Annotated in this window: 21 protein-coding genes; 17 read left to right on the top strand and 4 right to left on the bottom strand. The window is 74.0% G+C overall.

Annotation, left to right across the window (positions count from 1 at the left end; all coding sequences use genetic code 11):
- Nucleotides 1-14 precede the first annotated feature (14 nt).
- The 12 genes from ACFUJ1_RS09000 (at nt 15) to ACFUJ1_RS08945 (ending at nt 14187) form a co-directional block, all read left to right on the top strand.
- Nucleotides 15-1115: a class I SAM-dependent methyltransferase gene (locus ACFUJ1_RS09000; RefSeq protein WP_378644138.1), complete on the top strand. Its 1101-nt coding sequence runs from the start codon at nt 15-17 to the stop codon at nt 1113-1115.
- Nucleotides 1116-1384: 269 nt separating this feature from the next.
- Nucleotides 1385-2221, top strand: coding sequence for a glycosyltransferase family 2 protein (locus ACFUJ1_RS08995; RefSeq protein WP_378644137.1), 837 nt, complete (start codon nt 1385-1387; stop codon nt 2219-2221).
- Nucleotides 2222-2244: 23 nt separating this feature from the next.
- The gene (locus ACFUJ1_RS08990) at nt 2245-3282 is read left to right on the top strand and encodes a glycosyltransferase family 4 protein (protein ID WP_378644322.1); all 1038 of its coding nucleotides are present in this window, start codon (nt 2245-2247) and stop codon (nt 3280-3282) included.
- Nucleotides 3279-4433 carry a glycosyltransferase family 4 protein gene (locus ACFUJ1_RS08985; RefSeq protein WP_378644135.1) on the top strand — a complete coding sequence of 385 codons (1155 nt, stop codon included), beginning with the start codon at nt 3279-3281 and terminating at the stop codon, nt 4431-4433. The genes ACFUJ1_RS08990 and ACFUJ1_RS08985 overlap by 4 nt, the downstream gene beginning before the upstream one ends.
- Nucleotides 4430-5902, top strand: a complete 1473-nt coding sequence (locus ACFUJ1_RS08980; RefSeq protein WP_378644134.1) for a lipopolysaccharide biosynthesis protein — start codon at nt 4430-4432, stop codon at nt 5900-5902. The genes ACFUJ1_RS08985 and ACFUJ1_RS08980 overlap by 4 nt, the downstream gene beginning before the upstream one ends.
- On the top strand, nt 5899-6903 hold the full coding sequence (locus tag ACFUJ1_RS08975) for a glycosyltransferase (protein ID WP_233018820.1): 1005 nt from the start codon (nt 5899-5901) through the stop codon (nt 6901-6903). Before ACFUJ1_RS08980 ends, ACFUJ1_RS08975 begins: the two co-directional genes overlap by 4 nt.
- Nucleotides 6904-6912: 9 nt before the next feature.
- Nucleotides 6913-8292 (top strand): hypothetical protein, encoded by a 1380-nt coding sequence (locus ACFUJ1_RS08970; RefSeq protein WP_378644132.1) that lies wholly within the window; start codon nt 6913-6915, stop codon nt 8290-8292.
- Complete coding sequence (locus tag ACFUJ1_RS08965) at nt 8289-9794, top strand: protein tyrosine kinase (RefSeq protein WP_378644131.1); 1506 nt, start codon at nt 8289-8291, stop codon at nt 9792-9794. Before ACFUJ1_RS08970 ends, ACFUJ1_RS08965 begins: the two co-directional genes overlap by 4 nt.
- Entirely contained in the window at nt 9791-11119 is a 1329-nt protein-coding gene (locus ACFUJ1_RS08960) for a right-handed parallel beta-helix repeat-containing protein (RefSeq protein ID WP_378644129.1), read from the top strand. The genes ACFUJ1_RS08965 and ACFUJ1_RS08960 overlap by 4 nt, the downstream gene beginning before the upstream one ends.
- 1 nt (nt 11120) lies before the next feature.
- A complete protein-coding gene (locus ACFUJ1_RS08955; protein ID WP_378644127.1) occupies nt 11121-11720 on the top strand; it encodes a YdcF family protein in 600 nt (199 codons plus the stop codon).
- A 17-nt stretch (nt 11721-11737) separates the two neighbouring features.
- Entirely contained in the window at nt 11738-13066 is a 1329-nt protein-coding gene (locus ACFUJ1_RS08950; RefSeq protein WP_378644125.1) for a glutamate-1-semialdehyde 2,1-aminomutase, read from the top strand.
- On the top strand, nt 13063-14187 hold the full coding sequence (locus ACFUJ1_RS08945; protein WP_378644124.1) for a glycosyltransferase: 1125 nt from the start codon (nt 13063-13065) through the stop codon (nt 14185-14187). The genes ACFUJ1_RS08950 and ACFUJ1_RS08945 overlap by 4 nt, the downstream gene beginning before the upstream one ends.
- Nucleotides 14188-14289: 102 nt before the next feature.
- Here the strand turns inward: ACFUJ1_RS08945 and ACFUJ1_RS08940 are convergent, their stop codons facing one another.
- The 4 genes from ACFUJ1_RS08940 to ACFUJ1_RS08925 all read right to left on the bottom strand — a co-directional run bounded on the left by ACFUJ1_RS08940 (nt 14290) and on the right by ACFUJ1_RS08925 (nt 17074).
- Entirely contained in the window at nt 14290-15306 is a 1017-nt protein-coding gene (locus ACFUJ1_RS08940; protein WP_378644122.1) for a DUF6745 domain-containing protein, read from the bottom strand.
- 14 nt (nt 15307-15320) lie between these two features.
- Nucleotides 15321-15641, bottom strand: coding sequence for a hypothetical protein (locus ACFUJ1_RS08935; protein ID WP_378644121.1), 321 nt, complete (start codon nt 15639-15641; stop codon nt 15321-15323).
- 271 nt (nt 15642-15912) lie between these two features.
- Nucleotides 15913-16647 (bottom strand): alpha/beta hydrolase, encoded by a 735-nt coding sequence (locus tag ACFUJ1_RS08930; RefSeq protein ID WP_378644119.1) that lies wholly within the window; start codon nt 16645-16647, stop codon nt 15913-15915.
- A gap of 190 nt (nt 16648-16837) precedes the next feature.
- A complete protein-coding gene (locus tag ACFUJ1_RS08925) occupies nt 16838-17074 on the bottom strand; it encodes a hypothetical protein (protein WP_378644118.1) in 237 nt (78 codons plus the stop codon).
- Between the two features lie 450 nt (nt 17075-17524).
- Between ACFUJ1_RS08925 and ACFUJ1_RS08920 the strand changes: the two genes are divergently transcribed.
- From ACFUJ1_RS08920 to ACFUJ1_RS08900, 5 genes are read left to right on the top strand one after another with little or no spacing between them, the layout of a single operon-like run.
- Nucleotides 17525-18472 (top strand): STM4015 family protein, encoded by a 948-nt coding sequence (locus ACFUJ1_RS08920; protein WP_378644116.1) that lies wholly within the window; start codon nt 17525-17527, stop codon nt 18470-18472.
- Nucleotides 18469-19569, top strand: a complete 1101-nt coding sequence (locus ACFUJ1_RS08915; RefSeq protein WP_378644114.1) for an STM4014 family protein — start codon at nt 18469-18471, stop codon at nt 19567-19569. The genes ACFUJ1_RS08920 and ACFUJ1_RS08915 overlap by 4 nt, the downstream gene beginning before the upstream one ends.
- Nucleotides 19557-20384, top strand: a complete 828-nt coding sequence (locus ACFUJ1_RS08910; RefSeq protein WP_378644112.1) for an STM4013/SEN3800 family hydrolase — start codon at nt 19557-19559, stop codon at nt 20382-20384. The genes ACFUJ1_RS08915 and ACFUJ1_RS08910 overlap by 13 nt, the downstream gene beginning before the upstream one ends.
- Nucleotides 20381-21712, top strand: a complete 1332-nt coding sequence (locus ACFUJ1_RS08905) for an STM4012 family radical SAM protein (protein ID WP_378644111.1) — start codon at nt 20381-20383, stop codon at nt 21710-21712. The genes ACFUJ1_RS08910 and ACFUJ1_RS08905 overlap by 4 nt, the downstream gene beginning before the upstream one ends.
- Before the next feature lie 4 nt (nt 21713-21716).
- A complete protein-coding gene (locus ACFUJ1_RS08900) occupies nt 21717-22616 on the top strand; it encodes an STM4011 family radical SAM protein (protein ID WP_378644109.1) in 900 nt (299 codons plus the stop codon).
- Nucleotides 22617-22621 lie beyond the last annotated feature (5 nt).

Genomic DNA, 22621 nt, shown 5'->3' with positions numbered 1-22621 from the left:
CGGGTGATCGTGCCATGAGCGCCTGCCTGGCATGCGGGAGCGCCGTGCTGACCCGGGTGCTCGACCTGGGCCGGATGCCCGCCGCCGACCACTTCCCGCCCGCGAGCGAGCCGGTGCGCGCCGACGAGGCGGCGCACCCGCTGGCCATGGTGCTCTGCGCGGCCTGCGGGCTGGCCCAGCTCGCCGCGGACGACACCGAGACCGCCGAGCCGCGCGGCGTGGAGCCGCGGGCACTGCGCGAGCAGGCCGCCGATGCGGTCGCGCTGGCCGCCGCGGCCGGGTTGCTGCGCGGGCGCACCGTGCGCGAGTTCGGCAGCCCGCACGGCGGCAGCTGGCTGGAGTTGCTGGCCGCGCGCGGCTTCGCGCCCGCGACCGCCCCCGCCGACGTGGTGCTCGACTGCTTCGGCCTCATGCACGAGCGTGACCAGCGCGCCGCCGTCGCCGAGCGGGCGGCGGCCACCGCGCCCGGCGGCGTGTTGCTGGTGCAGTACCATCCCGTGCACACCATCGTCGCGGGAGAACAGTGGAATGCGTTGCGGCACGGTCATTTCGCCTACTACAGCCTGGCGGTGCTCCGTGCGATGCTCGGCGCGGCCGGGATGTCGGTCGTCACGGCCTGGGATTTCGGGCTGTACGGCGGCACGGTGCTGATCGCCGCGGTGCACGGCCCGGCCGAGCCGGACGCCGCGGTGCGCCGGGTGCTGGCCCGCGAGGCGGGCTCGGCGGATCCGGCGTTCGTCGGCGGGTTGCAGCGCGCGGCCGACCGGCAGAGCGAGACGCTGCGCGCCGCACTGGAACTGGAGGCGGCCCGCGGTTCGCGGGTGTACGCCTACGGCGCCGCGTCCCGCGCGGTGGCGCTGTTCTGCCGGGCGGGGGTCCGGCGGGAGCTGGTGGCCGGGGTGGCCGACGCCTCGCCCGCCAAGCAGGGCAGACGGATGCCGGGCACCGACGTGCCGATCATCGCGCCCGCCGACCTGGTCGCGGCCCGGCCGGACCGGGTGCTGCTCACCGTGCCCGACCTGCTGGCCGAGGTCTCCGAGCGGTACCCCGAGCTGACCGGGCGCTGGCTCGTCGGCGAGCCGGCCACGAGCAACGGGGAGCCGCCGATCCGCTGACGCGCACAGGGGGCGGTGCGGCGCTGTGAGGTCGCCCACTGGCGGCGATCCGGGGTTCCCCGGCCAGTCGAATCAGGATAGCTTGACCATTGCTCCGCCGAATTAAACATTCGAGAATTCCGGAGCTGCACGTAATGAGGGCGGTATGAAAGACCACGGGACCTGTCTTCGGTCCATCCGATTCGGGCCGGATCAGGCCGAACCGATGTTTCCCGCCATATTGCCGACACGTTGCTGAATTCATTTTTATCCCGTTTATAGGAGAGGACATGGTCAGCCTTTCGGTCTGTGTTCCCGCCTACCAGGCGGGACGGACCCTGGAACCGACGATGCGCTCGATTCTGAGCCAGGACGTCGAATTCGAACTCCTCGTTCTCGACAACGCGAGCACCGACGAGACCGGCGAGATCGCCGCGTCCTTCGGCGACCCGCGCGTGCGGATCGAGCGCAACGACTCCACGCTGCGCATCGGCGACAACTGGAACCGGGTCATCGAGCTCTCCACCGGCGAGCTGGTCAAGGTGGTCTGCGCCGACGACATCCTGCTGCCCGGCTCGCTGGCCGCCCAGCTCGAGATCATGCGGGACCGGGCGTTCGCGCTGAGCTCCTCGCGCTTCCAGGTGATCGACGAGGGCGGCGCGCTGGTGGAGACCGGGCTCGGGCTGCCCGGGCTGGACGGCGTGCACGGCCCGCGCGAGCTCGCCCGCACCATCGTCCGGCGCGGCCCCGCCGACTTCGGCCCGACCGCCGCCGCCATGTTCCGGCGCGAGCACTTCGACCGGGTCGGCGGGCTCCGCGGCGACCTGGTCTTCCCGATGGACGTCGACCTGTTCGCCCGGGTCGGGCAGTTCGGGCTCTTCTACGGCCTCACCGAGGTGGCGGCGGCGTGGCGGAACTCGACCTTCAACCTCTCCAGCCGCACCTCGTCGCTGAGCAAGCTCACCGAGATGCTGCGCTTCCACCATCGCATCGCGCGCGATTGCCCGCGGCTGCTCTCCCCGCTCGACGTCGCCGTCGGCGACCTGCGGCTGGCCAGGGCGGCGCTGCACCGGCTGCGGGTGCGCACCGGGCACCTGATCCGCACCCGTCGCGGGGGCCGGGCATGACCGGCGCCGCACCGCGGGTGCACATGACCGGGTCGGAGTGGTTCGGCTCCGCCCCCGGCGGGCTGAACCGCTACTTCACCGACCTGCACGCCGCGCTCGCCACCCGCACCGACATCACCGTCGACGCCGCTGCCTTCGGCGACGCGCCCGCAGGCGCCCGCTCCTGGGGGCCGACCGGCGGCTCCACGCTGCACCGCGCCCGCACCGCCTACGCCGACGCGCCGGCCGGAAAAGCCGTGCTCGACCGGCATTTCGCGCTCTACGGCCCGCCCGCGCGGCGCGGCGAGGCACTGGTCGTGCACTTCCACGGCCCGTGGGCGGCGGAGAGCAGGCTGGCGGGCGAGGGCGCCGCGGCCACCCGCGCCAAGTACCTGCTCGAGCGGGCGCGCGCGCTGCGCGCGGACCGGTTCGTCGTGCTCTCCGGGCACTTCCGCGACCTGCTCGTCATCGACTACCGGGTGCGCCAGGAGCAGATCTCGGTGATCCCGCCCGGCGTCGACCTGGCGCACTTCCGTCCGGCCCCGGCGAGCGACCGGCCGGTGGTGCTGTGCGTGCGCAGGCTGGAGCACCGGATGGGGATCGACGTGTTGCTGCGCGGCTGGCCCGCCGTGCTGGCCGCGCACCCCGACGCCGAGCTGGTGATCGTCGGCACCGGCACCGCCGAGCCCGCGCTGCGCGCGCAGGCCGAGCCGCTCGGCGCGAGCGTGCGGTTCGCCGGCCGGGTGAGCGACGCCGAGCTGACCGGGCTCTACGCGGAGGCGGCGCTCACCGTGGTGCCGTCGGTGGCGCTGGAGGGGTTCGGGCTGATCGCGCTGGAGTCGCTCGCCGCCGGGCGGGCGCCGGTGGTGACCGCCTGCGGCGGGCTGCCGGATTCCGTGCGCGAGCTCGACGATTCGCTGATCGTGGCCGCGGGCGACGCCGAGGCGCTCGCCGCCAGGCTGGTGGCGGCGCTGGACGGCAAGCTGCCCGACGCGCAGCGCTGCCGCGCGCACGCCGAGACCTTCTCCTGGACGGCCGCCGCCGACCGGCACGTCGCGCTCTACCGGGAGCTGGCCGGATGATCGACGCCGTCTTCCTGACCCACACCGCCGCGCCGTCGGGCGCCGAGCTGGCGACCCTGCGGCTGCTCACCGCGTTGCGCGCGGGCACCGCGGTGCGGCCGTCGGCGCTGCTCACCGCCGACGGCCGGTTGGTCGAGCTGCTGCGCGCCCGCGACATCCCGGTCACCGTGCAGCGCAACGACTTCGACAGCCGCTCGCTGACCATCGCCGGCTCCGGGCCGCTGCGGCTGGCCGGCGGGGCGCTGGAGCTGGTGCGGCTCGGCCTGGCACTGGGGGACACACTGCGCCGCGCGGACGCCGATGTGGTGGTCGCGCAGAGCACCAAGGCGCTGCTGATGGGGGCGGTAGCGGCGCGGCGGGCCGGAATCCCGCTGGTCTGGCAGGTGCACGACCGGATCTCCGCCGATTACTTCGGCCGGGTTCTCGCGGTCGCGCTGCGGGTGCTCGGCCGGTGGGCCGCGCGCGGGGTCGTGGCCAACAGCCGCGCCACCCTGAGCACCCTCGCCACCCGGCGCCGGCCCGCCGTCGTGGCCTACCCGGGCATCGAGGAGACCGCGCTGCCGCCGCGCGCGCCGCAGCGCCCCGCCGACGGCGTGCGCATCGTGATGGCGGGCAGGCTCACCGAGTGGAAGGGCCAGGACGTGCTGCTGCGCGCCCTCGCGCTGACCGCGCACCGCCCCGCCGCGGTGACCCTGGTCGGCGGCACCTTCTTCGACGAGCAGGAGTACCGGGCCCGGCTCGAGGAGCTGGCCGCCGCACTGCCGATCCCGGTCGAGTTCACCGGGCACGTCGCCGATCCGGGGCCGTACCTGGCCGATGCCGATATCGCCGTGCACTGCTCGGTGACCGCGGAGCCGTTCGGCCAGGTCGTGGTCGAGGCCATGCGCGCGGGGTGCGCGGTGCTCGCCGCCGACGCGGGCGGCCCCACCGAGATCGTCCGGCCGGAGGTGGACGGCATCCTGGTCCCGCCCGGCGACCCGGCCGCGCTCGCCGCCGCGCTGGACCGCCTCGCCGCCGACCCCGCGCTGCGCACCCGGCTCGCCGCCGCCGCGGTCGAGCGCTCCCGCGACTTCGGGATCGACGCCACCGCGGCCGCGGTCACCGGGCTGCTGGCGACGGTCACCGGCCGCAGGGCGGTGGCCGCGCCGTGAACCGCTACGCCGAGGACACCGTCCCGATCCGGATCGTGCACCGGCACTACCCGGTGTCGCTCGACGGCATGCGGATGCCGGAGTACGACCCGCCGACCGAGGTCATGCCGGCCTTCATGGACTGGCCGACGCAGAAGCTCCCGATCATCACCAAGCCGCCGCCCGCCGAGCCGGTGTCGCGGGTGCGCGAGCTGCTCGGGGTCGCGCGCGACATCGCCTACGTCAGCTTCGGCAAGTACGGCCAGTACCTGGTGACGGTGGCGACGCTGCCGCTCATGGCCAGGGTGCTCGGCACCGAGGGGCTCGGGCTGCTCGCCATCGGGATGTCCTCCTACTTCATCGGCTCGCTGCTGGTCGACCTCGGCATCACCTCGTACATGGCCGCCCGCGTCCAGGAGTCGAGCGAGACCAGGAGCCCGGCCGAGCAGACCGCGTCGATCAACCGCACCCGCGGCACCTACCTGGTCATCCGCGGCGGCATCCTCGGCGCGGTGACCCTCGCGCTCGCGGTCGTGCTCGCCGTCGGCGCGCCGGAGTACCTGCGGATGATCGCGCTCGGGCTCTTCATCGGCGGCGTCTGGTCCATGTCCGAGGACTGGCTGCTGATCGGGCAGGGCCGGTTCGGGGCCTCCACGCTCTACCAGGCGGTGGCGCGGATCGCGTACCTGCTGCTGCTCGTCCTGGTGCTGCCGCGCATCCCGACCGCCGAGGTCGCGCTGCTCTGCCTGCTCGGCAACTCGGTGCTCTGCGTGGCGCTGACCTGGTGGGACACCTGGCGCGGGTTCGGCCCGCCCGGCCGCCCGCGCGGGGTCGTCGCGCTGCTGCGCGCGTCGGCGCCGGTGGTCACCGGGCGGCTGCTGGTGACCAGCTACGGGCAGGGCTCGGCCACGGTGTTCGGCGCGGTGCTCAACGCGGCCTCGCTCGGGCTGTACTCCGCATCGGACCGGCTGGTCCGTGCGGTGCAGTCGCTGCTCGACGCGATCGGCTTCGCGCTGCTGCCCCGGATGGCCAAGCGCGGCGGCGACGAGCGCTTCTGGCCGGACGCGCTGCGCGCGCTCACCGTCTGCGTCGGGCTGGCCTGCGCGGCCAGCGCGCTGCTCTGGCTGCTCGCCCCGGTCGTGGTGCCGCTGATCTTCGGCGACCAGTTCGCCGAGGCGGTGGCGGTGCTGCGGCTCGAGGTGCTGATCCTCCCGGCCACCACCATCACCTCCTTCATCACCACCGCCATCCTGCCGGTGCGGCAGGACACCATCGGCGTGCTGATCGGCGCGCTGGTCGGCACCTGCATCGCGGGCGTCGCGCTGCTGATCGCGGCGCGCACCCACTCGGTCTGGACCCTGGTCGGCGGCATCGTGGCCGCCGAATTCGCCGTAGCACTCTGGTATCTCGCCCGCACGCGCGGGCTGATCGTGCGTGAACGCGCCGCGGGCGGGCCCCTGCCCGCCGGCGCGGAAAGAAGGACACGATGAAGATCCTCTTCGTCGGCGACGACTGGCTCGGCAGCAACGCCCGCTCGCTCGCCGAAGGTTTCCGGCACCTCGGGCACGAGGTGATGGTGATCGACTCGACGGCGGCCACGCTGCCGCCGCGGCTCTCGCCGTCCTGGCTCTACGCCAAGTCGCACGAGCAGCGCGCGCCGTGGACGATCGACCGCGTGCACCAGCGGCTGGAGCGGGCGGGCGCCGAGCTCCGCCCCGACCTGGTCATCGGCTTCAAGTCGGTGCACCTCGACCAGCGCAGGCTGCTCGACATCCCGGCCGCGCTGCACGTGCACTACAGCCCGGACGACGTCGCGAACCCGCAGAACACCACCCCGGACTACCTGGCGCACGAGTCCGAGTGGGACCTGGTGGTCACCACCAAGCGGCACAACCTGCGCGAACTCATGGCCCGCGGCGCCAAGGAGACGCTCTTCGTGCGCAGCGCCTACGACCCGGCCTGGCACCACCCGGCCGCCAAGCGCACCACCCGCCAGTACCTGGTCGGCTTCATCGGCGCCTGCCGCCCGGACCGGCGCGACGGCATGGTCTCGCTGGCCCGCACCTACGGCGCGCAGCTGCTGGTGGCCGGGCCGGGCTGGCGCCGGGTGCGGCGGCTGCGCACCACCCGCGCCGAGGTCAGACCCGGCGTGTTCGGCGAGGACTTCTCGATGACCGTCGCCTCGGTGACGGCCAACCTGGTGCTGCTCAACTCCGACAACCGGGACACCCACACCTGCCGCACCTTCGAGGTGCCCGCGGCGGGCGGGCTCTTCGTCGGCGAGCGCACCGACGAGCACGCCGAGCTGCTCGACGACGGCGCCGAGGCGTTCCTGTTCTCCAGCCGGGACGAACTGGACGAGATCCTGGAGCGCTGCGCGCTCTTCCCGGACCAGGCCGTCAAGATCGCCGAGGCGGGGTACCGGCGGATCGTCGAGGGCGGGCACAGCTATGCCGACCGCGCGCGGGAGATCCTGAATGCGCTCGACTAGGGTGCCGGAGTGCTGATCGGCAACACCCCGCTGACGATCATCGTGGCCGCGCTGGTCACGATGGTGATCGCCGCGCTGCTGCTCTCCGGCGTACTCCGGGTGCTGCTCATCGCGCAGGCGGTGTACTGGGCCATGTCCTACGTGGCGCGGCCGGTGGTGCTGCTCGTCGTGCAGCCGGCGGCGAGCTTCGGCGACAACGTGGCCGACCCGCGGCTGGTCGCGCTCGGCTACGACCGCGGCATCGAGAAGGCGCTCACCCCGGTCGCCTTCGGCCTCGTCGTCTACGCGCTGCTGCTGCTCGGGTACGCGCTGTGGTCGCGGCGGCGCGGCCCCCAGCCGCGGCGGCCGGTTCCGCTGGCCGGTGATCCGAACATGATGGGCACGCTCCTCGTGCTCTACGCGCTCGGCACGCTGGCCCGGCTGGCCAGCGTCGCGAGCGGGTCGGCGGGGGCGGCGGGCGAGGTCGCCAGCGCCTCGCCGGTGCTCAGCCTGCTCGCCATGCCCGCCACGCTCGGCGCGGTCGGGTTGATCGTGCTGGCCAGGCCCGAGCGCAACCGGGACACCATGCTGCTGCTCGGCTTCCTCGTCCTCGGCGAGCTGTGGTGGACGACGGCCATCCAGTCCAAGACGCCGGTGCTCGGCGCGGCGCTCGCCGTCGCGGTCCGCTTCGCGCTGACCGGCTGGACCAGGGAGAAGGTGCTCGGCATCGGCGCGGTCTCGGTGGCGGGCATCGCCGGCTTCGACTGGCTGCAGTCGCTGAAGTCGACGCCGTACCTGCGCGCCCAGGCGGCCTCGGTGGACGCCGCCTACCCGGAGCCGGTGCGGCCGTTCCTCTCCCTGCTGCGCCGCTTCGACCTGCTGGAGGCGGCGACCGACGCCTACTTCATCAAGCCGGGCAGCTGGCTGACCCCCGACCAGGTGGTCACCGCGCTGGCCCGCAGCCTGGTGCCCGGGCAGCTGCTGCCCGGCGAGAAGCTGCAGGCCGGAACGGCGTGGGCGACCGATGTGCGCGGCGCGTCGGTGGACATGAGCCAGGTCTCGGTCTCGCTGGCGGAGGGCAGCATCCCGGAGGGGTACGTGCTCGGCGGCTACGCCGGGGTGGTGATCGGGGTGGTGTTCACCGCGATCGTGCTGATCGCGTGGTCGCGTGCGCTGTACGCGCGGCATATGGTTCCGGTGCTGTTCGGGATCGGGCTGATCGAGGTGCCGGTGGTCTTCGAGCGCGGCATGCTCGGCACCGCCGAGACGCTCGGCAAATATCTGCAAGTAGTGGTACTGGCCTGGATGGTCCGCCTCGCGGTGGGCGAATGGCGGCGGCACCGGGAACGAACGACGGCACCGGTCGCGGCAGGAGTCCCCGTGCCGGTGGGAAGCGAAGGAAAACAATGAGGGAACTCTCCGACTACCTGGCGATCGCGCGCCGCCGCTGGCCCGTCCTGCTGGCCGGGCTCGTGCTCGGTATCGCGCTGGCGGCCTTCTCGGCGCAGTCGGCGCCGAAGTCCTACAGCGCCACCAGCACGGTCTACGTGTCGATGGCGACCGGCACCTCGGTGGCCGACTCCTACCAGGGCGGGCTGGCCGCGCAGCAGCGGGTGCGCTCGTACCTGGAGCTGGTCGGCAGCGACTTCGTGCTGGACCGGGTGATCGGCCAGCTCGGGCTCGGGCTCACCCGCGAGGAGCTGCGCGGCATGGTCTCGGTGGACTCGCCGCCCGCCACCGCGCTGCTGCGGATCACGGTGACCGACACCGAGGCCGAGCGCTCCCGGCTGCTCACCGACGAGACCGTCTCGCAGTTCCGCGCGCTCGTCGCCGAGCTGGAGACGATCGAGGACACCGCAGCCCCGCAGGCGAGGGTCGCCGTCGTCGACCGCGCCGAGCGCCCGGCCGCGTCCGGCGGCGGCAGTACCAAGCTGCTCGTGCTCGGCGCGGTCGGCGGGCTCGTACTCGGCGGCGGGGTCGCGCTGCTGCTCGAGCTCTTCGACCGCAGGGTGCGCACCGGCGCCGACCTGGCCCGGTTCGGCAGGCCGCTGCTCGGCTCGGTCGCGCTCGGCACCGGCTCCGAGCGCGACGACCTGCGCGCGCTGCGCTCCCGGCTGCCCGAGGCGACGAAGACGGTGCTGCTCACCGGCATCGGCGCGCGCTCCGAGCCCGCGCTCGCCATCGGGCTGGCCGGCGCGCTGGCCGCGACCGGGAGCCGGGTGCTGCTGATCGACGCCGACACCACCCGCACCGGGTCGTCGGCGCTGCTGCCCGCCCCGGAGATCGACTGGCCGGTGCGCAACGGCGCCCCGCAGCCGCAGCCCGACCTGGCACTGGTCGGCGCGGGCGAGGCGACGGAGAACGCCGCGCAGCAGACCACCAAGCTCGACCTGCGCAACATCCCGGAGGCCCCGCCCGCGGACAAGCCGCAGCCGGAGAAGCTCCCCGCCTCGGTCGCGGCCGCCTGGCACACCGGCGGGCTGGCCGCGCTGCTGCGCGGCGACGGCTCGGTGGAGGAGGCCGTCACCCCGTGGCCCGGCGGCAACTTCGCGGTGCTCCCGCTCGGCGCCGCCGACGGCCAGACCGCCGACCTGCTCGCCTCCGGCCGGTTCGTCGCGGTGCTGCGGGCGGCCAGGGAGAAGTACGACCACGTGCTGATCGACGCAGCAGCGCCCGGCGACTCCGCGGACGCGGTCGCACTGGCCAGCCGGGCCGCGAGCACCGTCGGCGTCGTCGTGCTCGGCGACGCCCGCACCGACCGGGCCGAGGCCGCGCTGGCCACGCTGGCCGCCGCAGGCGCCACCATCACCGGGCTGGTCACCGTGAACACCGGCCGGAACTGGTGGCAGCGGCTCACCAGGCGCAGCCCGAAGCGCACCGTGCCCGCGGTGGAACCCGGGCAGGAGAAGTGAGTGGTCTACGGCGGCGGCACCTGCTCGCCGCCGGGCTCGGCGCGGCGGCGGTGCCGCTGGTCGCCTGCGAGGCGCCGGAGGCGCCTGCCCGGACCGGGCCGGTGAGCCCGACCGTGCGCAACGTCCGCGAGTTCGGCGCGCTCGGCGACGGCAAGGCCGACGACACCGCCGCGATCGCGGCCGCGGCGAAGACCGACGGCGCGCCGCCGGTGCTCTACCTGCCCGCGGGCGACTACACCGTCACCGCGTGGCCGGACCTGCCGGACGGCGCCGTCGTCTACGGCGACGGCGCCGACCTCACCACCGTCTTCTGCGACCGCGACACCACGCTGGTCTCGCTGAAGGACAAGCAGCGGATCCGCTTCTCCCGCATGGGGTTCTACCTCACCGGCGCGAACTCGACCGCGATCAAGCTGAGCAACTGCTTCCGCTGCGGCTTCGAGCAGGTCCTGATCCGCGGCAACCACATCAGCGAGAACCACCCGCGCTACAACCAGCAGCGCGGCGTCGTGCTGGACAGCAATACCGGCGGCACCTCGTTCATCGACTGCGATATCAACAACTTCGGGGTCGGGCTGGTGACCTCGTGCATCCAGAACTACGTGACCTCCTCGAAGTTCACCAGCAACTGGATCGGCGTGCTCGGCACCGGCAACGACCACAATGCCGGGCTCTCCATCAGCAACAGCGAATTCGTCTCCGACAACGACCTGACCACCACCGACCGGCACATCCTGATCGACGGCGCGGCCAACAACTGGTGGCTCACCAACGTCTGGTTCGAGGGCGCCGAGGTGGCGGTGCAGGTCGGCGTGGCCGGGCAGGGCGGGCCGTCGCAGTTCGGCATGGTGAACTGCAAGGCCTCCGCGCGCGCGGTCGTGCTCGACCTGGTGCACTGCCGCCAGCCCTACCTGGCCAACATCGCCTTCGACCCGGACCCGGGGCGGCGGCCGGTCGAGCTGCGGATCGACCCCGAGCGCTGCCCGGAGGGCACCGCCATCAACCTCGTCTCCAGCGCGGGCGAGGACATCGACGCGGGTGCGTTCCCCGAGCACTGGCAGGTGATCGGCCGCGGCCGCACGCACCGCCCCAGCTTCAGCGGGACGGTGACCGCCCAGGCCGCGGGCGACAGCGAGATCCTGCGGGCGCGGGCCGCCGACGGCGCCGCGGTCTCCTCGATCCTGCCGAGCGGCGCCTACGTCTCCGACCGCGCCGACGCCGGCGTGGTGCTGCGCGACCCGGAGGGCGGCTACTGGCGGCTGGTCGTCGCGCCCGGCGGCGCGCTGACCACCGCCCCGCTCGGCAGGGATCGGCCGGCCCGCTGAGATGACCGCGCCGCCACCGGAACCCGCCGACCCCGCGCCCGCCCCCGGGCCGCGGTGGCCGGTGCTGCGCCGGGTTGCGGTCGGGCTGGCCGGATTGCTGCTGGTCATCGCCGCGCTGACGGCAGCAGGGCTGCCGGTCTTCGTGCACCCCCAGGTGGATCCGCTGCGCCCGGCCGATGCCATCGTCGTGCTCGGCGGCACGCCCTACGAGCGCTTCGACGTCGGGCTGGAGCTGGCCGAGCGCGGCCTCGCGCCGGAGCTGGTCATCTCGGCATCGACCGGGCTGAAAGACCCGGCCATGGCGCGCTACTGCACGGGCGAGCACACCTTCCGGGTCTCCTGCTTCGAGCCGGACCCGTGGACGACGCAGGGCGAGGCGCAGGAGATCGGGCGGCGTGCGGCGGCCGAGCACTGGCAGCACATCATCGTCGTCACCTTCACCCCGCACGTGTCGCGGGCCAGGTACATCGTCGGCAAGTGCTTCGGCGGCGAACTGACCATGGTGGCCAGCCCGAGCCGCACCGACCTCGCCTTCACCGCCTGGATGTACCTGCGCCAGAGCGCGGGCTACCTCAGGGCTTTCACCGAGATCGGCTGCTGAGCCGGGAAGGAGCGACCGTGACGGATTTCTCGCGGAGCAATGCCGCCCAGGCGCGGCTGCACGAACTGGTGCCCGGCGGCGCGCACACCTACGCCAGGGGCGACGACCAATACCCGGAGGGGATGGCGCCGGTGCTGGTGCGCGGCAGCGGCTGCCGGGTGACCGACGCCGACGGCAACGAATTCGTCGAGTACGGGATGGGGCTGCGCGCCGTCACGCTCGGCCACGGCTACCGGCCGGTGGTCGACGCGGTGACCGCCGCCATCGCCGACGGCAGCAACTTCTCCCGCCCCACCACGCTCGAGCTCGCCGCCGCCGAGGACTTCCTGGAGCTGGTGCCCGCCGCCGACATGGTGAAGTTCGGCAAGAACGGCTCGGACGCCACCACCGCCGCGGTCCGGCTGGCGCGCGCCGTCACCGGCCGGGTGACCGTCGCGGCCTGCGCGCAGCCCTTCTTCTCGGTCGACGACTGGTTCATCGGCACCACCGCCATGTCGGCGGGCATCCCGGAACCCGGCACCGTCTCCTTCCCGTACGGCGACGCCGCCGCGCTGGAGGCGGTGCTGGCCGGGAACGAGGTCGCCTGCGTGATCATGGAGGCCGCGACCGCGCTGCACGAGCCGCCGCCCGGCTACCTGGCCGCGGTGCGCGCGCTCTGCGACCGGTACGGCGCGCTGCTGATCTTCGACGAGATGATCACCGGCTTCCGCTGGTCGGCGGGCGGCGCGCAGGCGGTGTACGGGGTCGCGCCGGACCTGTCCTGCTGGGGCAAGGCGATGGGGAACGGCTTCCCGCTCGCGGCGCTCGCGGGCAAGCGCGAGTACATGGAGCGCGGCGGGCTGCGCACCGACGAGCGGCGGGTCTTCCTGCTCTCCACCACGCACGGCCCGGAGACCGGTGCGCTCGCCGCGTTCCGCGCCGTCGTGCACGCCTACGCCACCACCGACCCGGTCGGCCGGATGGAGCGCGCCGGGCTGCGGTTGCGCGCCGGGTTCGAGGCGGTGGTCGCGGAGCTCGGGATCGGGGAGTACCTGCGGGTCGCCGGGCGCCCCTCCTGCTTGGTCTTCCAGACCCTCGACCCGGCCGGGCAGCCCTCGCAGGAGTTCCGCACGCTGTTCCTCGGCGAGTTGCTCCGCCGCGGCGTGCTCGGCCAGTCCTTCGTGACCTCGGCCGCGCACACCGACGCCGACATCGACCACACCGTCGAGGCCGTGCGCGGCGCCGCCGCGGTCTACGCGGATGCCGTGCAGCGCGGCTCGGTCGACGGCCTCCTCGACGGCCGCCCGGTCGCCCCCGCGCTGCGCGCCACCGCCGCGCCGCGCCGGCTCGCGGAGGTGCTGCGATGACCAGGATCGCGATCGTGCACGAACGCTTCACCGAGTACGGCGGCTCCGAGGCCGTGGTCGGCGAGTTCGCCCGCGCCTGGCCGCAGGCCCGGGTCTTCGCCCCCCTCGTCGACCCCGCCGCGGCCCCCGACATCGCCCACCCGCCCTGGGACACCATCGAGACCACCTGGCTGAACCGGCTGCACGCCGCCACCGGCCGCCGCTCGCACGCCCCGCTGCTCCCGCTGGTGCCGCGCGCCCTGCGCGGCCTTCCGCTGCGCGATTTCGACGCCGTCGTGATCAGCCACCACGCCTTCGCCGTGCAGGCCGCGCTCGCCACCGACGCCCCCGCGATCGCCTACGTGCACAGCCCCGCCCGCTGGGCCTGGGACCCCGCCTTCCGCGCCCGCGAGGCCGGTGGCCCGCTCGGCCGCGCCGCGCTCGCCACCCTCGGCGTGCTCGCCAGGCGCGCCGAACTCGCCGCCGCCCCCCGGCTCACCGGCGTGGTCGCCAACTCCCGCGCCGTCGCCGACCGTGTCCGCGACTGGTGGGGGCTGCCCGCCTCGGTCGTGCATCCCCCGGTCCGCCTCGACCGCTTCGCCCCCGACGCCGCGATCCCGCGCGAGGACTTCCTGCTCTTCGCCGGCCGCCTGGTGCCCTACAAGCGCCCCGACCTCGCCATCCGTATCGCCCAGCGCACCGGCCGCCGCCTCGTCGTCGTCGGCGACGGCCGCTACCGCCGCCAGCTGGAGGCGCTCGCCGGCCCCGAGACCACCTTCCTCGGCGCCGCCCCCGACGACGTCCTCGTCGACATGTACCGCCGCTGCGGCGCCCTGCTCATGCCCGGCGTCGAGGACTTCGGCATCGTCCCGGTCGAGGCCATGGCCTGCGGCGCCCCCGTCCTCGCCGTCGGCTCCGGCGGTGCGCTCGACACCGTGCTGCCCGGCCTCAGCGGCGCCCACGTCCCCCCCGGTGACGACGACGCCGTGGTCGACGGCTTCGCCGAGGTCATCGGCGCCCATGACGTCACCACCTACGCCCCCGCCGCCGTTCGCGCGCACGCGGAATCGTTCGGCCCGGAAGCGTTCCGCGCCAAGATGGTCGCGGTGGTGGACGACGCACTGGCGGCCGCCACAGTCTGAGCCGGCGAGGGCGGGTGTGCGGTCGACATCCCTCGGCGTGCTGACGAGCGCTGTCTCTCGCCCGGCCGCGCTCGGTGGGCAGCGGCACGATGCCCACCCGGCTCAGGTCTGCCGCTGCGGCTCGTACTCGTCGGACTCCAGCCCGAAGGTCCACGCCACCCCGGCCTTGGCGGTGGCCGTACCCGGCGGGACCCGCAGCCAGTAGGTGCGGAAACTGCCGTCCGGCTCGGCGGTGGAGTTGACCACCTCGACCATGACGACGTCCTCGTCACCGGGGAGCGGGATGCGCCACAGGATGCCGGTCTCGTCGCGGTGCACCGGCTCGGCGTGCGATTCGGCGAGGTAGCGGTCGTAGCCGAAGTGCTCGAGCATGACGCGGCGCAGCTCGGCGTTCTCCTCGACCCGGATGCGCTCGGGGGTGAGGGTGCGCAGGTCGGCGACCAGTTCGGCGGGGACCGGCATGCCGCTCCAGGCGTGCAGCGCGAACCCGTCGGGGTAGGCGAGCGCGGCGCCGTCGCCGCAGTGCAGCCTGCCCGCCTCGTCGCGCAGCAGCCGGGTGGGGCGCTCGCTGAGCACGACGGCGTGCTCGTACGGCCACCACCAGCCCGCGGTGCGGGCGACCCCTGCCACCCCGGCCAGCGCGGGAGCGCCGTCGAAGGCCGCGAGCCAGGGGGCGTCGTGCTGGCCGAGCACGGCGTCGAGCAGGATCGCGCGGATCTCGCTCTCGCTGCGGGCGCGGGACTCGGCATCGGGGGCGGCGCCGGTGTGCACGGCGACCACCTGCTCGCGGACGACGCCGGTGAGCGCGCGGGTGAGGTCCCAGAGCCGGGCGCCGGTGTCGGCCCAGCGGGTGGCCCAGCCGTCCTGGCCGAGCTCGGCGGCGAGCCGGGCCCGCTCGGCGGCCCACGGCCGGGTGCGCACCCGATCACGCACGGAGGCACCGGGATTCGTCAGCGCGCGGACGGCGGTGACCGCGGAAGAAGGGGAGCCGGCCCAGATCACGGTGCCGGGGGCGGGCAGCCCGGCGCGGTGGTAGGCGAGCCGGACCGCGGCCTCGGCGGCGGGGCGGTCGGCGGGGCCGGTGGTGGCGGCGACGTCGCGCCAGGTGTCGATGCTCATCGGTGCTACCGTGCTCAGTCGGCGACGATGCGGATGGCGGACGGGGTGTATTCGCGCTGCCTGACCACCCGGTACCAGCCGCGCGGCAGCGGGATGGCGGCGTGCTCCTCGTGGCTCAGCCGCCCGCCCTCGGGCAGGTGCAGCAGCATGCGCTCGGCGCCGGTGCGCACCAGCTTCCCCGGCGCGACGAGGGCGTGCGCGTGGCCGGTGACCTCGCCCAGCGCCAGCACCATCCGGCCGCGCGCGTCACGCGGCTCGCCCGCGGCGTCGACCGCATGCCGCGGCACCGACTCCTCCGGCACCGGCACGATCAGGACGTCTCCCTGTCGGAACATGTCTTCTCCCCGCGACGTTCGCCGACGCCCGCTGCGCCGGTCTCGGAAAGGAACGTAGCGAGGGGGACCGACAGGTTACGGCCGGACTGTCCCGGCCGGAACCTGTCGGGGCGGTTGGTAGAACTGCTGTGACACTGGGATTCCGGCTGCGGAAGTCGCGGTCACGGGCGCGAGTTCGCACGCGCCTGCTCCGCGCTCGCACTACGTTGTGGTGCCGGGTCGGTGCGCCGTCGACAGTTCTATCGCCTGAAGCCGACCTGCCGGGGTAGCCCTACTTCAGGTGCCGGGCGAAGAACCGGTCGGCCTCCTCCCCGGCGTACCGTGGCACGCCGGTGTGGCCGCCCATATTGGCGTGCAACGTCTTCTCCTCGGAGCCGAAGGCGTCGAACAGATCCAGTGCCATCTGCCGGTCGTTCCCTTCGTCGTCCCACTGCAGCAGGACATGCAGCGGGATAGCGACCTGCCGAGCCTCGTCGAATATGGCGCGGGGCACGAAACTTCCGGCGAACAGGACCGCGGCCACGATGCGCGGTTCGACCACCGCCAACCGGGTGCCGATGGAGATCACACCGCCCGAGTAGCCGACCGGACCGCCGATCTCGGGCAAGGCGAGGAGGTCGTCCAGGGCGGCCTGCCATTCCGGGACCGCCTCGTCGACCAGGGGAAGGACGAGCCGGTCGACGATCTCGCCGGCGACCGGCCCACCGGCCGCCACGGCCCGCTGCAGGTCGGTGCGGGCCCGATCGGATGCGGCCGAGCGGGGCCGTTCGCCGCTCCCGGGGAGCTCGAGGGTAGCCACGGCGTAGCCTTGCGCGAGGGAGCTCCGGGCGCGGGCCAGCAGGCGCGGGTACGACGCGCGCAGCCCGAGGGGCGGGGGACCGGCCAGAATCAGGGGCGCAGGCCCGGATGCGGATCCGGGCGTCCACAGGATGCCGGGGATTCCGTCGACGGTGAATTCGCGTTCGAGGATGTCGTCGTCGAGGCGCTGTTCGGTGACGAATTGCATGGTCGTGCCTTTCGGGAGTGCTCTCGAGCGGCGCTCCCGGGCGACCTATCGCCCGACCGTGACCCCGGAGGGGAGCACCCATGTCGATACTGCGTTCACGGGTACCACCTCCTCGTTCTCCTGCACGGCCTCGGCAAGGTAGCAATGGTCGCGGAGCGACGTCAACGGGTTTTCGCGGTGGCTCGCTCTGTCAGTCGGCAGGTCCTCGGGCGGTCAGGACCGTCCTGAGTACGTGCTCGACCGCGGAGTCGAACAAGCGTCCCCGTAGCTCGTTCCTGGTAGCGAGGTTGCGGCTCGCGAGGTCGAGCATCTGATCGGGAGTGAGGCGGTGCACGACCAGGGCGGCGACGTCTTCCAGATCGAGGTTGCTGTCGGCGTTGCTCAGCCTGGTCAAGGCGAACGAGACGACGATTTCCTCGTCGGTCATACGCCACCTCCGCCGTCCGCTCGCTCGGCCACGCCCGTGGTAGCCGAGCCTCGATAGTACGGAATCGCGCTGCACACCCCGGGGGCGCCGACAGCGCCGCATACCGCGATCGAGAGCCACGTCAGCCGAGGAGGATGCGCATCAGCGAGATCGTCACACCGGAGACCAAGGCCACTGTCCTCTCCCGACGGAATTTCGGACTCGAGCACTGCGGCGACGGAGGCGAATCCGGCGACCGGCGCTTCGGCGTTCGCCGGCGTGGCGGGGCGCGGATCGGCCGAACGCCGATCTCGCGGCCTTCCCGCCCGCTCGGTATCGCGGGGCATCCAGGCTCTCGCCGCCGAGGAGGTCCTCGAGCGGCCGCGCCGAGAGGTGCCCGGCTCCGGTCTGTCGGGGCGGCTTGATAGAACTGCTGCGACCCCGAGATTCCGGCCGCTGGGAGCCCCGAGTATGACCGTCAGTGAACACCTCACCGAGTGGCACGGCCTGCCTGTGTTCGACTTCCCCGATGCGAAGAGCACGACCGAGCTGCCCGCCGCCGCCGAGGTGGCGTGGCGGATCGCCGTCGAGCCCTACGACGACGACCCGGAGAAGTGGCCGGCCGCCTTCGCCCGCTTCCTGGCCGCGGTGGACACCACCGAGGTCGTCGCGCTGATCGTCGGCCAGTGGGGCGAGGCGTACGACGTCAGCGTCGACATCGTGGTCGAGGCGCTGACCGCCGCGCGGGACCGGTTCCCGGCCCTGCGCGCGCTCTTCATCGGCGACATCACCTTCGAGCAGGCCGAGATCACCTGGATCGAGCAGGGCGACATCACCCCGCTGCTCGACACCTTCCCCGACCTGCTCGCCTTCGGTGTCCGCGGCGGGCAGAACCTGGCCTTCCCCGCGATCGCGCACCAGTCGCTGCGCACCCTGATCGTGGAGGCGGGCGGGCTCGGCGCCGACGTGGTGCGCGGGATCGGCGCCAGCGAGTTCCCCGAGCTCGAGCACCTGGACATCTGGCTCGGCACCTCCTGGTACGGCGCGGATGCCACGGTCGACGACCTGGAGCCCTTCCTGACCGGGACCCGGCTGCCCAAGTTGCAGCATCTCGCGCTGCGCAACAGCGACATCCAGGACGACGTCGCCGCCGCGCTGGCGGGCGCACCGGTGGTCGCCCGGCTGCACACGCTCGACCTCTCCATGGGCACGCTCGGCAACGAGGGGGTGGAGGCGCTGCTCGGCGGCCAGCCGCTGACCCACCTGCGCAAGCTCGACCTGCACCACCACTTCGTCGGCGAGCCGCTGGCCGACCGGCTGCTCGCCGAGCTCGCCGCCGACGGCGTCGAGGTCGACCTGTCCGGCCGGGAAGCCGCTGACCGCGGCCGCGAGGACCGCTACACCGCCGTCTCGGAATGACCGCACCGCGGATCGTGGTCGTCGGCGTCCCGGCGAACCGGCGCAGCACGCTGTTCCGCGCGGCCGCCGCCGAAGCCGGGCTGCCCGCGCCGCGGCTGCTGTCCTGGCGCTCCGTTCTGGCGGGCGCCGCCGCCTTCGAGCCGGGCGAGCTGGTGCGGCTCGACTCGCCCGGCGAGGATCCCGAGCTCGACCGGCTGCTGCGCGGCCACACCGACTCCACCCGGGTCGAGGGCACCGCCCGCTGGTACCGCCGCTTCCTCGCCGCGGCGCGCGCGGTGGCCGAGCGGGCCGCCGCGGACGGCGCCGAGCTGCTCGACGCCACGGACGAGCTCGCGGTGCTCTTCGACAAGCGCCGCTGCCACGCGGTGCTACGCGCGGCCGGGGTGCCGGTCCCCGCCTCGCCCACCTCGGGTCCGGCGGCGGCCCCGGTGCGCGGCTGGGCGGATGTGCGGGCGCTGCTGGCCGAGCCGGGGATGCACCGCGCCTTCGTCAAGCTCGCGCACGGCTCGTCGGCCTCCGGGGTGCTCGCGGTGGAGACCGCGAGCGGCGGCCGGGTGCAGGCGCTCACCTCGGTGCAGCGCGACGAGCGCGGCAGGCTCTTCAACTCGCTGCGGCTGCACCGCTACCGGAGCGAGCGCGAGGTGGCCGCGGTGATCGACGCGCTCGCCCCGGACGGGTTGCACGTCGAGCGCTGGCTGCCCAAGCCCGCGCTGCACGGCCGCAGTGCCGACCTGCGGGTGCTCGTCGTCGCCGGGCGGGCCACGCACGTGGTGGTGCGGACCGGCAGCTCCGCCATCACCAACCTGCACCTGGGCGGTGCGCGCGGCGAGCTCGCCGAGGTCGTCGCGGCGGCGGGGGAGCACTGGGCCGGTGCGCTCGCGGTCGCCGAGGCGGCGGCCGCGTGCTTCCCCGGCTTCTCCCGGGTCGGGGTGGATGTGCTGCCCGGGCTCGGCTGGCGCCGCTGGGCGGTCGGCGAGGTGAATGCCTTCGGCGACCTGCTGCCCCGGCTCACCGGGCTGCCCGGCAGCGGCGCGGAGGGGCTCGACACCTACGCGGCGCAGCTCGCCGCGCTCCGGAGGCGGCCGTGCCCGGTGTGAACCCCGACATGAACGCCGTGATCGGCCACGACGACCTGCTCCTCGTCACCCTGGACACGCTGCGCTACGACGTCGCCGCCGAGCTGCTGGCCGCCGGGAGGCTGCCGAACCTGGCCAGGCACCTGCCCAGCGGGGAGTGGGAGAAGCGGCACGCGCCGGGCAATTTCACCTTCGCCTCGCACCAGGCCATGTTCGCGGGCTTCCTGCCCACCCCGGCCGAGCCCGGCCCGCACCCGCGGCTCTTCGCCGCCCGCTTCGACGGCAGCGAGACCACCGCGCCGCGCACCTGGGTGTACGACACCCCCGACCTGGTCTCCGGGCTGGCCGCCGAGGGGTACCGCACGGTGTGCCTCGGCGGGGTCGGGTTCTTCGACAAGCGCGGGCCGATGGGGTCGGTGCTGCCCGGCTACTTCCAGGAGAGCCACTGGTCGCCGGAGTTCTCGGTGGCCGCGCCCGCCTCCTTCGAGGCGCAGGTCGCCGCGGCGGAGGGGATAGTCGCGGCACTGCCGCCGCAGCGCAGGCTCTTCCTCTTCGTCAATGTGTCGGCGCTGCACCAGCCCAACTGGTTCCACCTGCCCGGCGCCACCCGCGCCGACGGCGACAGCAGGGCAACGCACGCCGCCGCGCTGGAGTACGTGGACCGGCACATCGGCAGGCTCTTCGCGGCCGCGAGCGCCAGGCGCCGCTGCTTCGCCATCGTCTGCTCCGACCACGGCACCGCCTACGGCGACGACGGCTACACCGGGCACCGGCTCGGCCACGAGTCGGTGTGGACCGTGCCCTACGCCCAGTTCTTCCTCGGGGGACCCGCATGACCACCGCTCTCGCCCCGCGCCCGTACCAGAGCTACATCTACGGCTACCCGCACAAGACCGCGTACCGGCCGCTCGGCCCGGCGCGCCCCGCGCTGCGGGAACTCTGGGCGGACGAGCCGAAGGACGCGCTCTCCTTCTACACCCACCTGCCGTTCTGCGAATTCCGCTGCGGCTTCTGCAATCTCTTCACCCGGATCGGCGCGCCCGGCGACCTCACCACCCGCTACCTGGACGCCGTCGAGCGGCAGGCGGTCGCGGTGCGCGCGGCGCTCGGCGACGGGGAGGTGCGGTTCGCCACCGCGGCCTTCGGCGGCGGTACCCCCACCTTCCTGAGCGCCGCCGAGCTCACCCGGCTCTGCGATATCGCCGAGCGGCGGATGGGCGTCGACCTGCGCGCCGTCCCGCTCTCCGTGGAGACCTCGCCCGGCACCGCCACCCCGGACCGGCTCGCGGTGCTCGCCGAGCGCGGCACCACCCGGGCGAGTATCGGCGTGCAGAGCTTCGTGGAGTCGGAGGCGAGGGCGGCGGTGCGGCCGCAGCGCCGGGACGAGGTGGAGAAGGCGCTGGCCGCCATCCGGGAGTCCGGCATCCCGATCCTGAACATCGACCTGATCTACGGCATCGACGGCCAGACCGCGGCCACCTGGCGCGCCTCCCTCGACGCGGCGCTGGCCTGGCGCCCGGAGGAGCTGTACCTGTACCCGCTCTACGTCCGCCCGCTCACCGGGCTCGGCAAACGCACCCCCGTGGCCGAGCGGGAGTGGGACGCGCAGCGGCTCGCGCTCTACGCCGCGGGCCGCGACCACCTGCTCGCCGCCGGCTACGAGCAGGTGTCGATGCGGATGTTCCGGCGCGCCGACGCCCCGCGCACCCCGGCCGACCACACCTGCCAGCGCGACGGCATGGTCGGGCTCGGCGCCGGCGCCCGCTCCTACACCGCCGGGCTGCACTACTCCTTCGACTACGCGGTGGAGACCCGCGAGGTGCGCGGCATCGTCGACGCGTACGCGGCGACGACCGATTTCACCCGCGCCGAGGTCGGCCGCGCGCTCGGCGTGGACGACCGGCGCCGCAGGCACCTGCTGCAATCGCTGCTCCAGGCCGACGGCATGGACGTCGCCGGCTACCGCGCCCGCTTCGGCGCGGGCCCGCACGAGCACTTCCCGGCCGAGCTGGCCGGCTTCGCCGAGCGCGGCTGGCTCGACCCCGACGCGGGCCCGGAGCTGCTCCGGCTCACCCCGGAGGGGCTGGCCTGGTCGGACGCGCTCGGCCCGCCGCTCTTCTCGCCCGGCGTGCGCGCCGCCATGGCCGCCTACCGGCCGCGGTGACGCCGTGGAGCTGACCATCCTCTACCGCGGCCCGCTCGCCTCCTGCGACTACGACTGCCCCTACTGCCCCTTCGCCAAGCGCAGGGACAGCCGCGAGCAGCTGCGCGCCGACCGGGAAGCCCTCGAGCGCTTCGCCACCTGGGTGGCCGGGCAGCACGGCGACCGGCTCTCGATCCTCATCACCCCGTGGGGCGAGGGGCTGGTGCGCTCCTGGTACCGGCGCACGCTGACCGAGCTCTCCCGGTTGCCGCAGGTGCGCCGGATCGCCATCCAGACCAACCTGAGCTGCCGCACCGGCTGGACCGCCGACGCCGACCCGGAGACGCTCGCGCTCTGGTGCACCTACCACCCCGGCCAGACCCCCTACGACCGCTTCCTCGGCAAATGCCGCGAGCTGGCGGCGGGCGGCATCCGGTACAGCGTCGGCATCGTCGGCTTCCCCGAGCACCTCGAAGCGGGCCGCAGGCTGCGCGCCGAGCTGCCGGAGCACGTCTACCTCTGGGTGAACGCACCGGAGGGGCACCCGCTCACCGACGCCGAGGCCACCGCCTGGACCGAGCTCGACCCGCTCTTCGGCTACAGCCGCTTCCCGCACACCTCCGCGGGGCTGCCCTGCCGCACCGGTGAATCGGTGATCTCGGTGGACGGCGACGGCACCGTGCGGCGCTGCCACTTCGTCCCCGAGGAGCTCGGCAACCTCTACGACGGCTCGTTCCGCGCGGCGCTGCGCCCGCGCGGCTGCCCGCTCGCCGCCTGCGACTGCCACATCGGCTACGTGCACCTGGAGACACTGCCGCTCTACGACGTGTTCGCCGGCGGTGTGCTGGAGCGCATCCCGGCGGCGCCGACGGCGCTGTCGCTGGCACCGATCGGCCCCCGCACCGAAACTGGTACCGGTCGCTGACGCGG

The organism is Nocardia sp. NPDC057227, assembly GCF_042669725.1.
In the GTDB taxonomy this organism is placed as follows: Bacteria; Actinomycetota; Actinomycetes; order Mycobacteriales; family Mycobacteriaceae; genus Nocardia; species Nocardia asteroides_A.
Note: the sequence above shows the minus strand (reverse complement) of the source record. Positions and strands in the feature narration are given on the sequence as shown.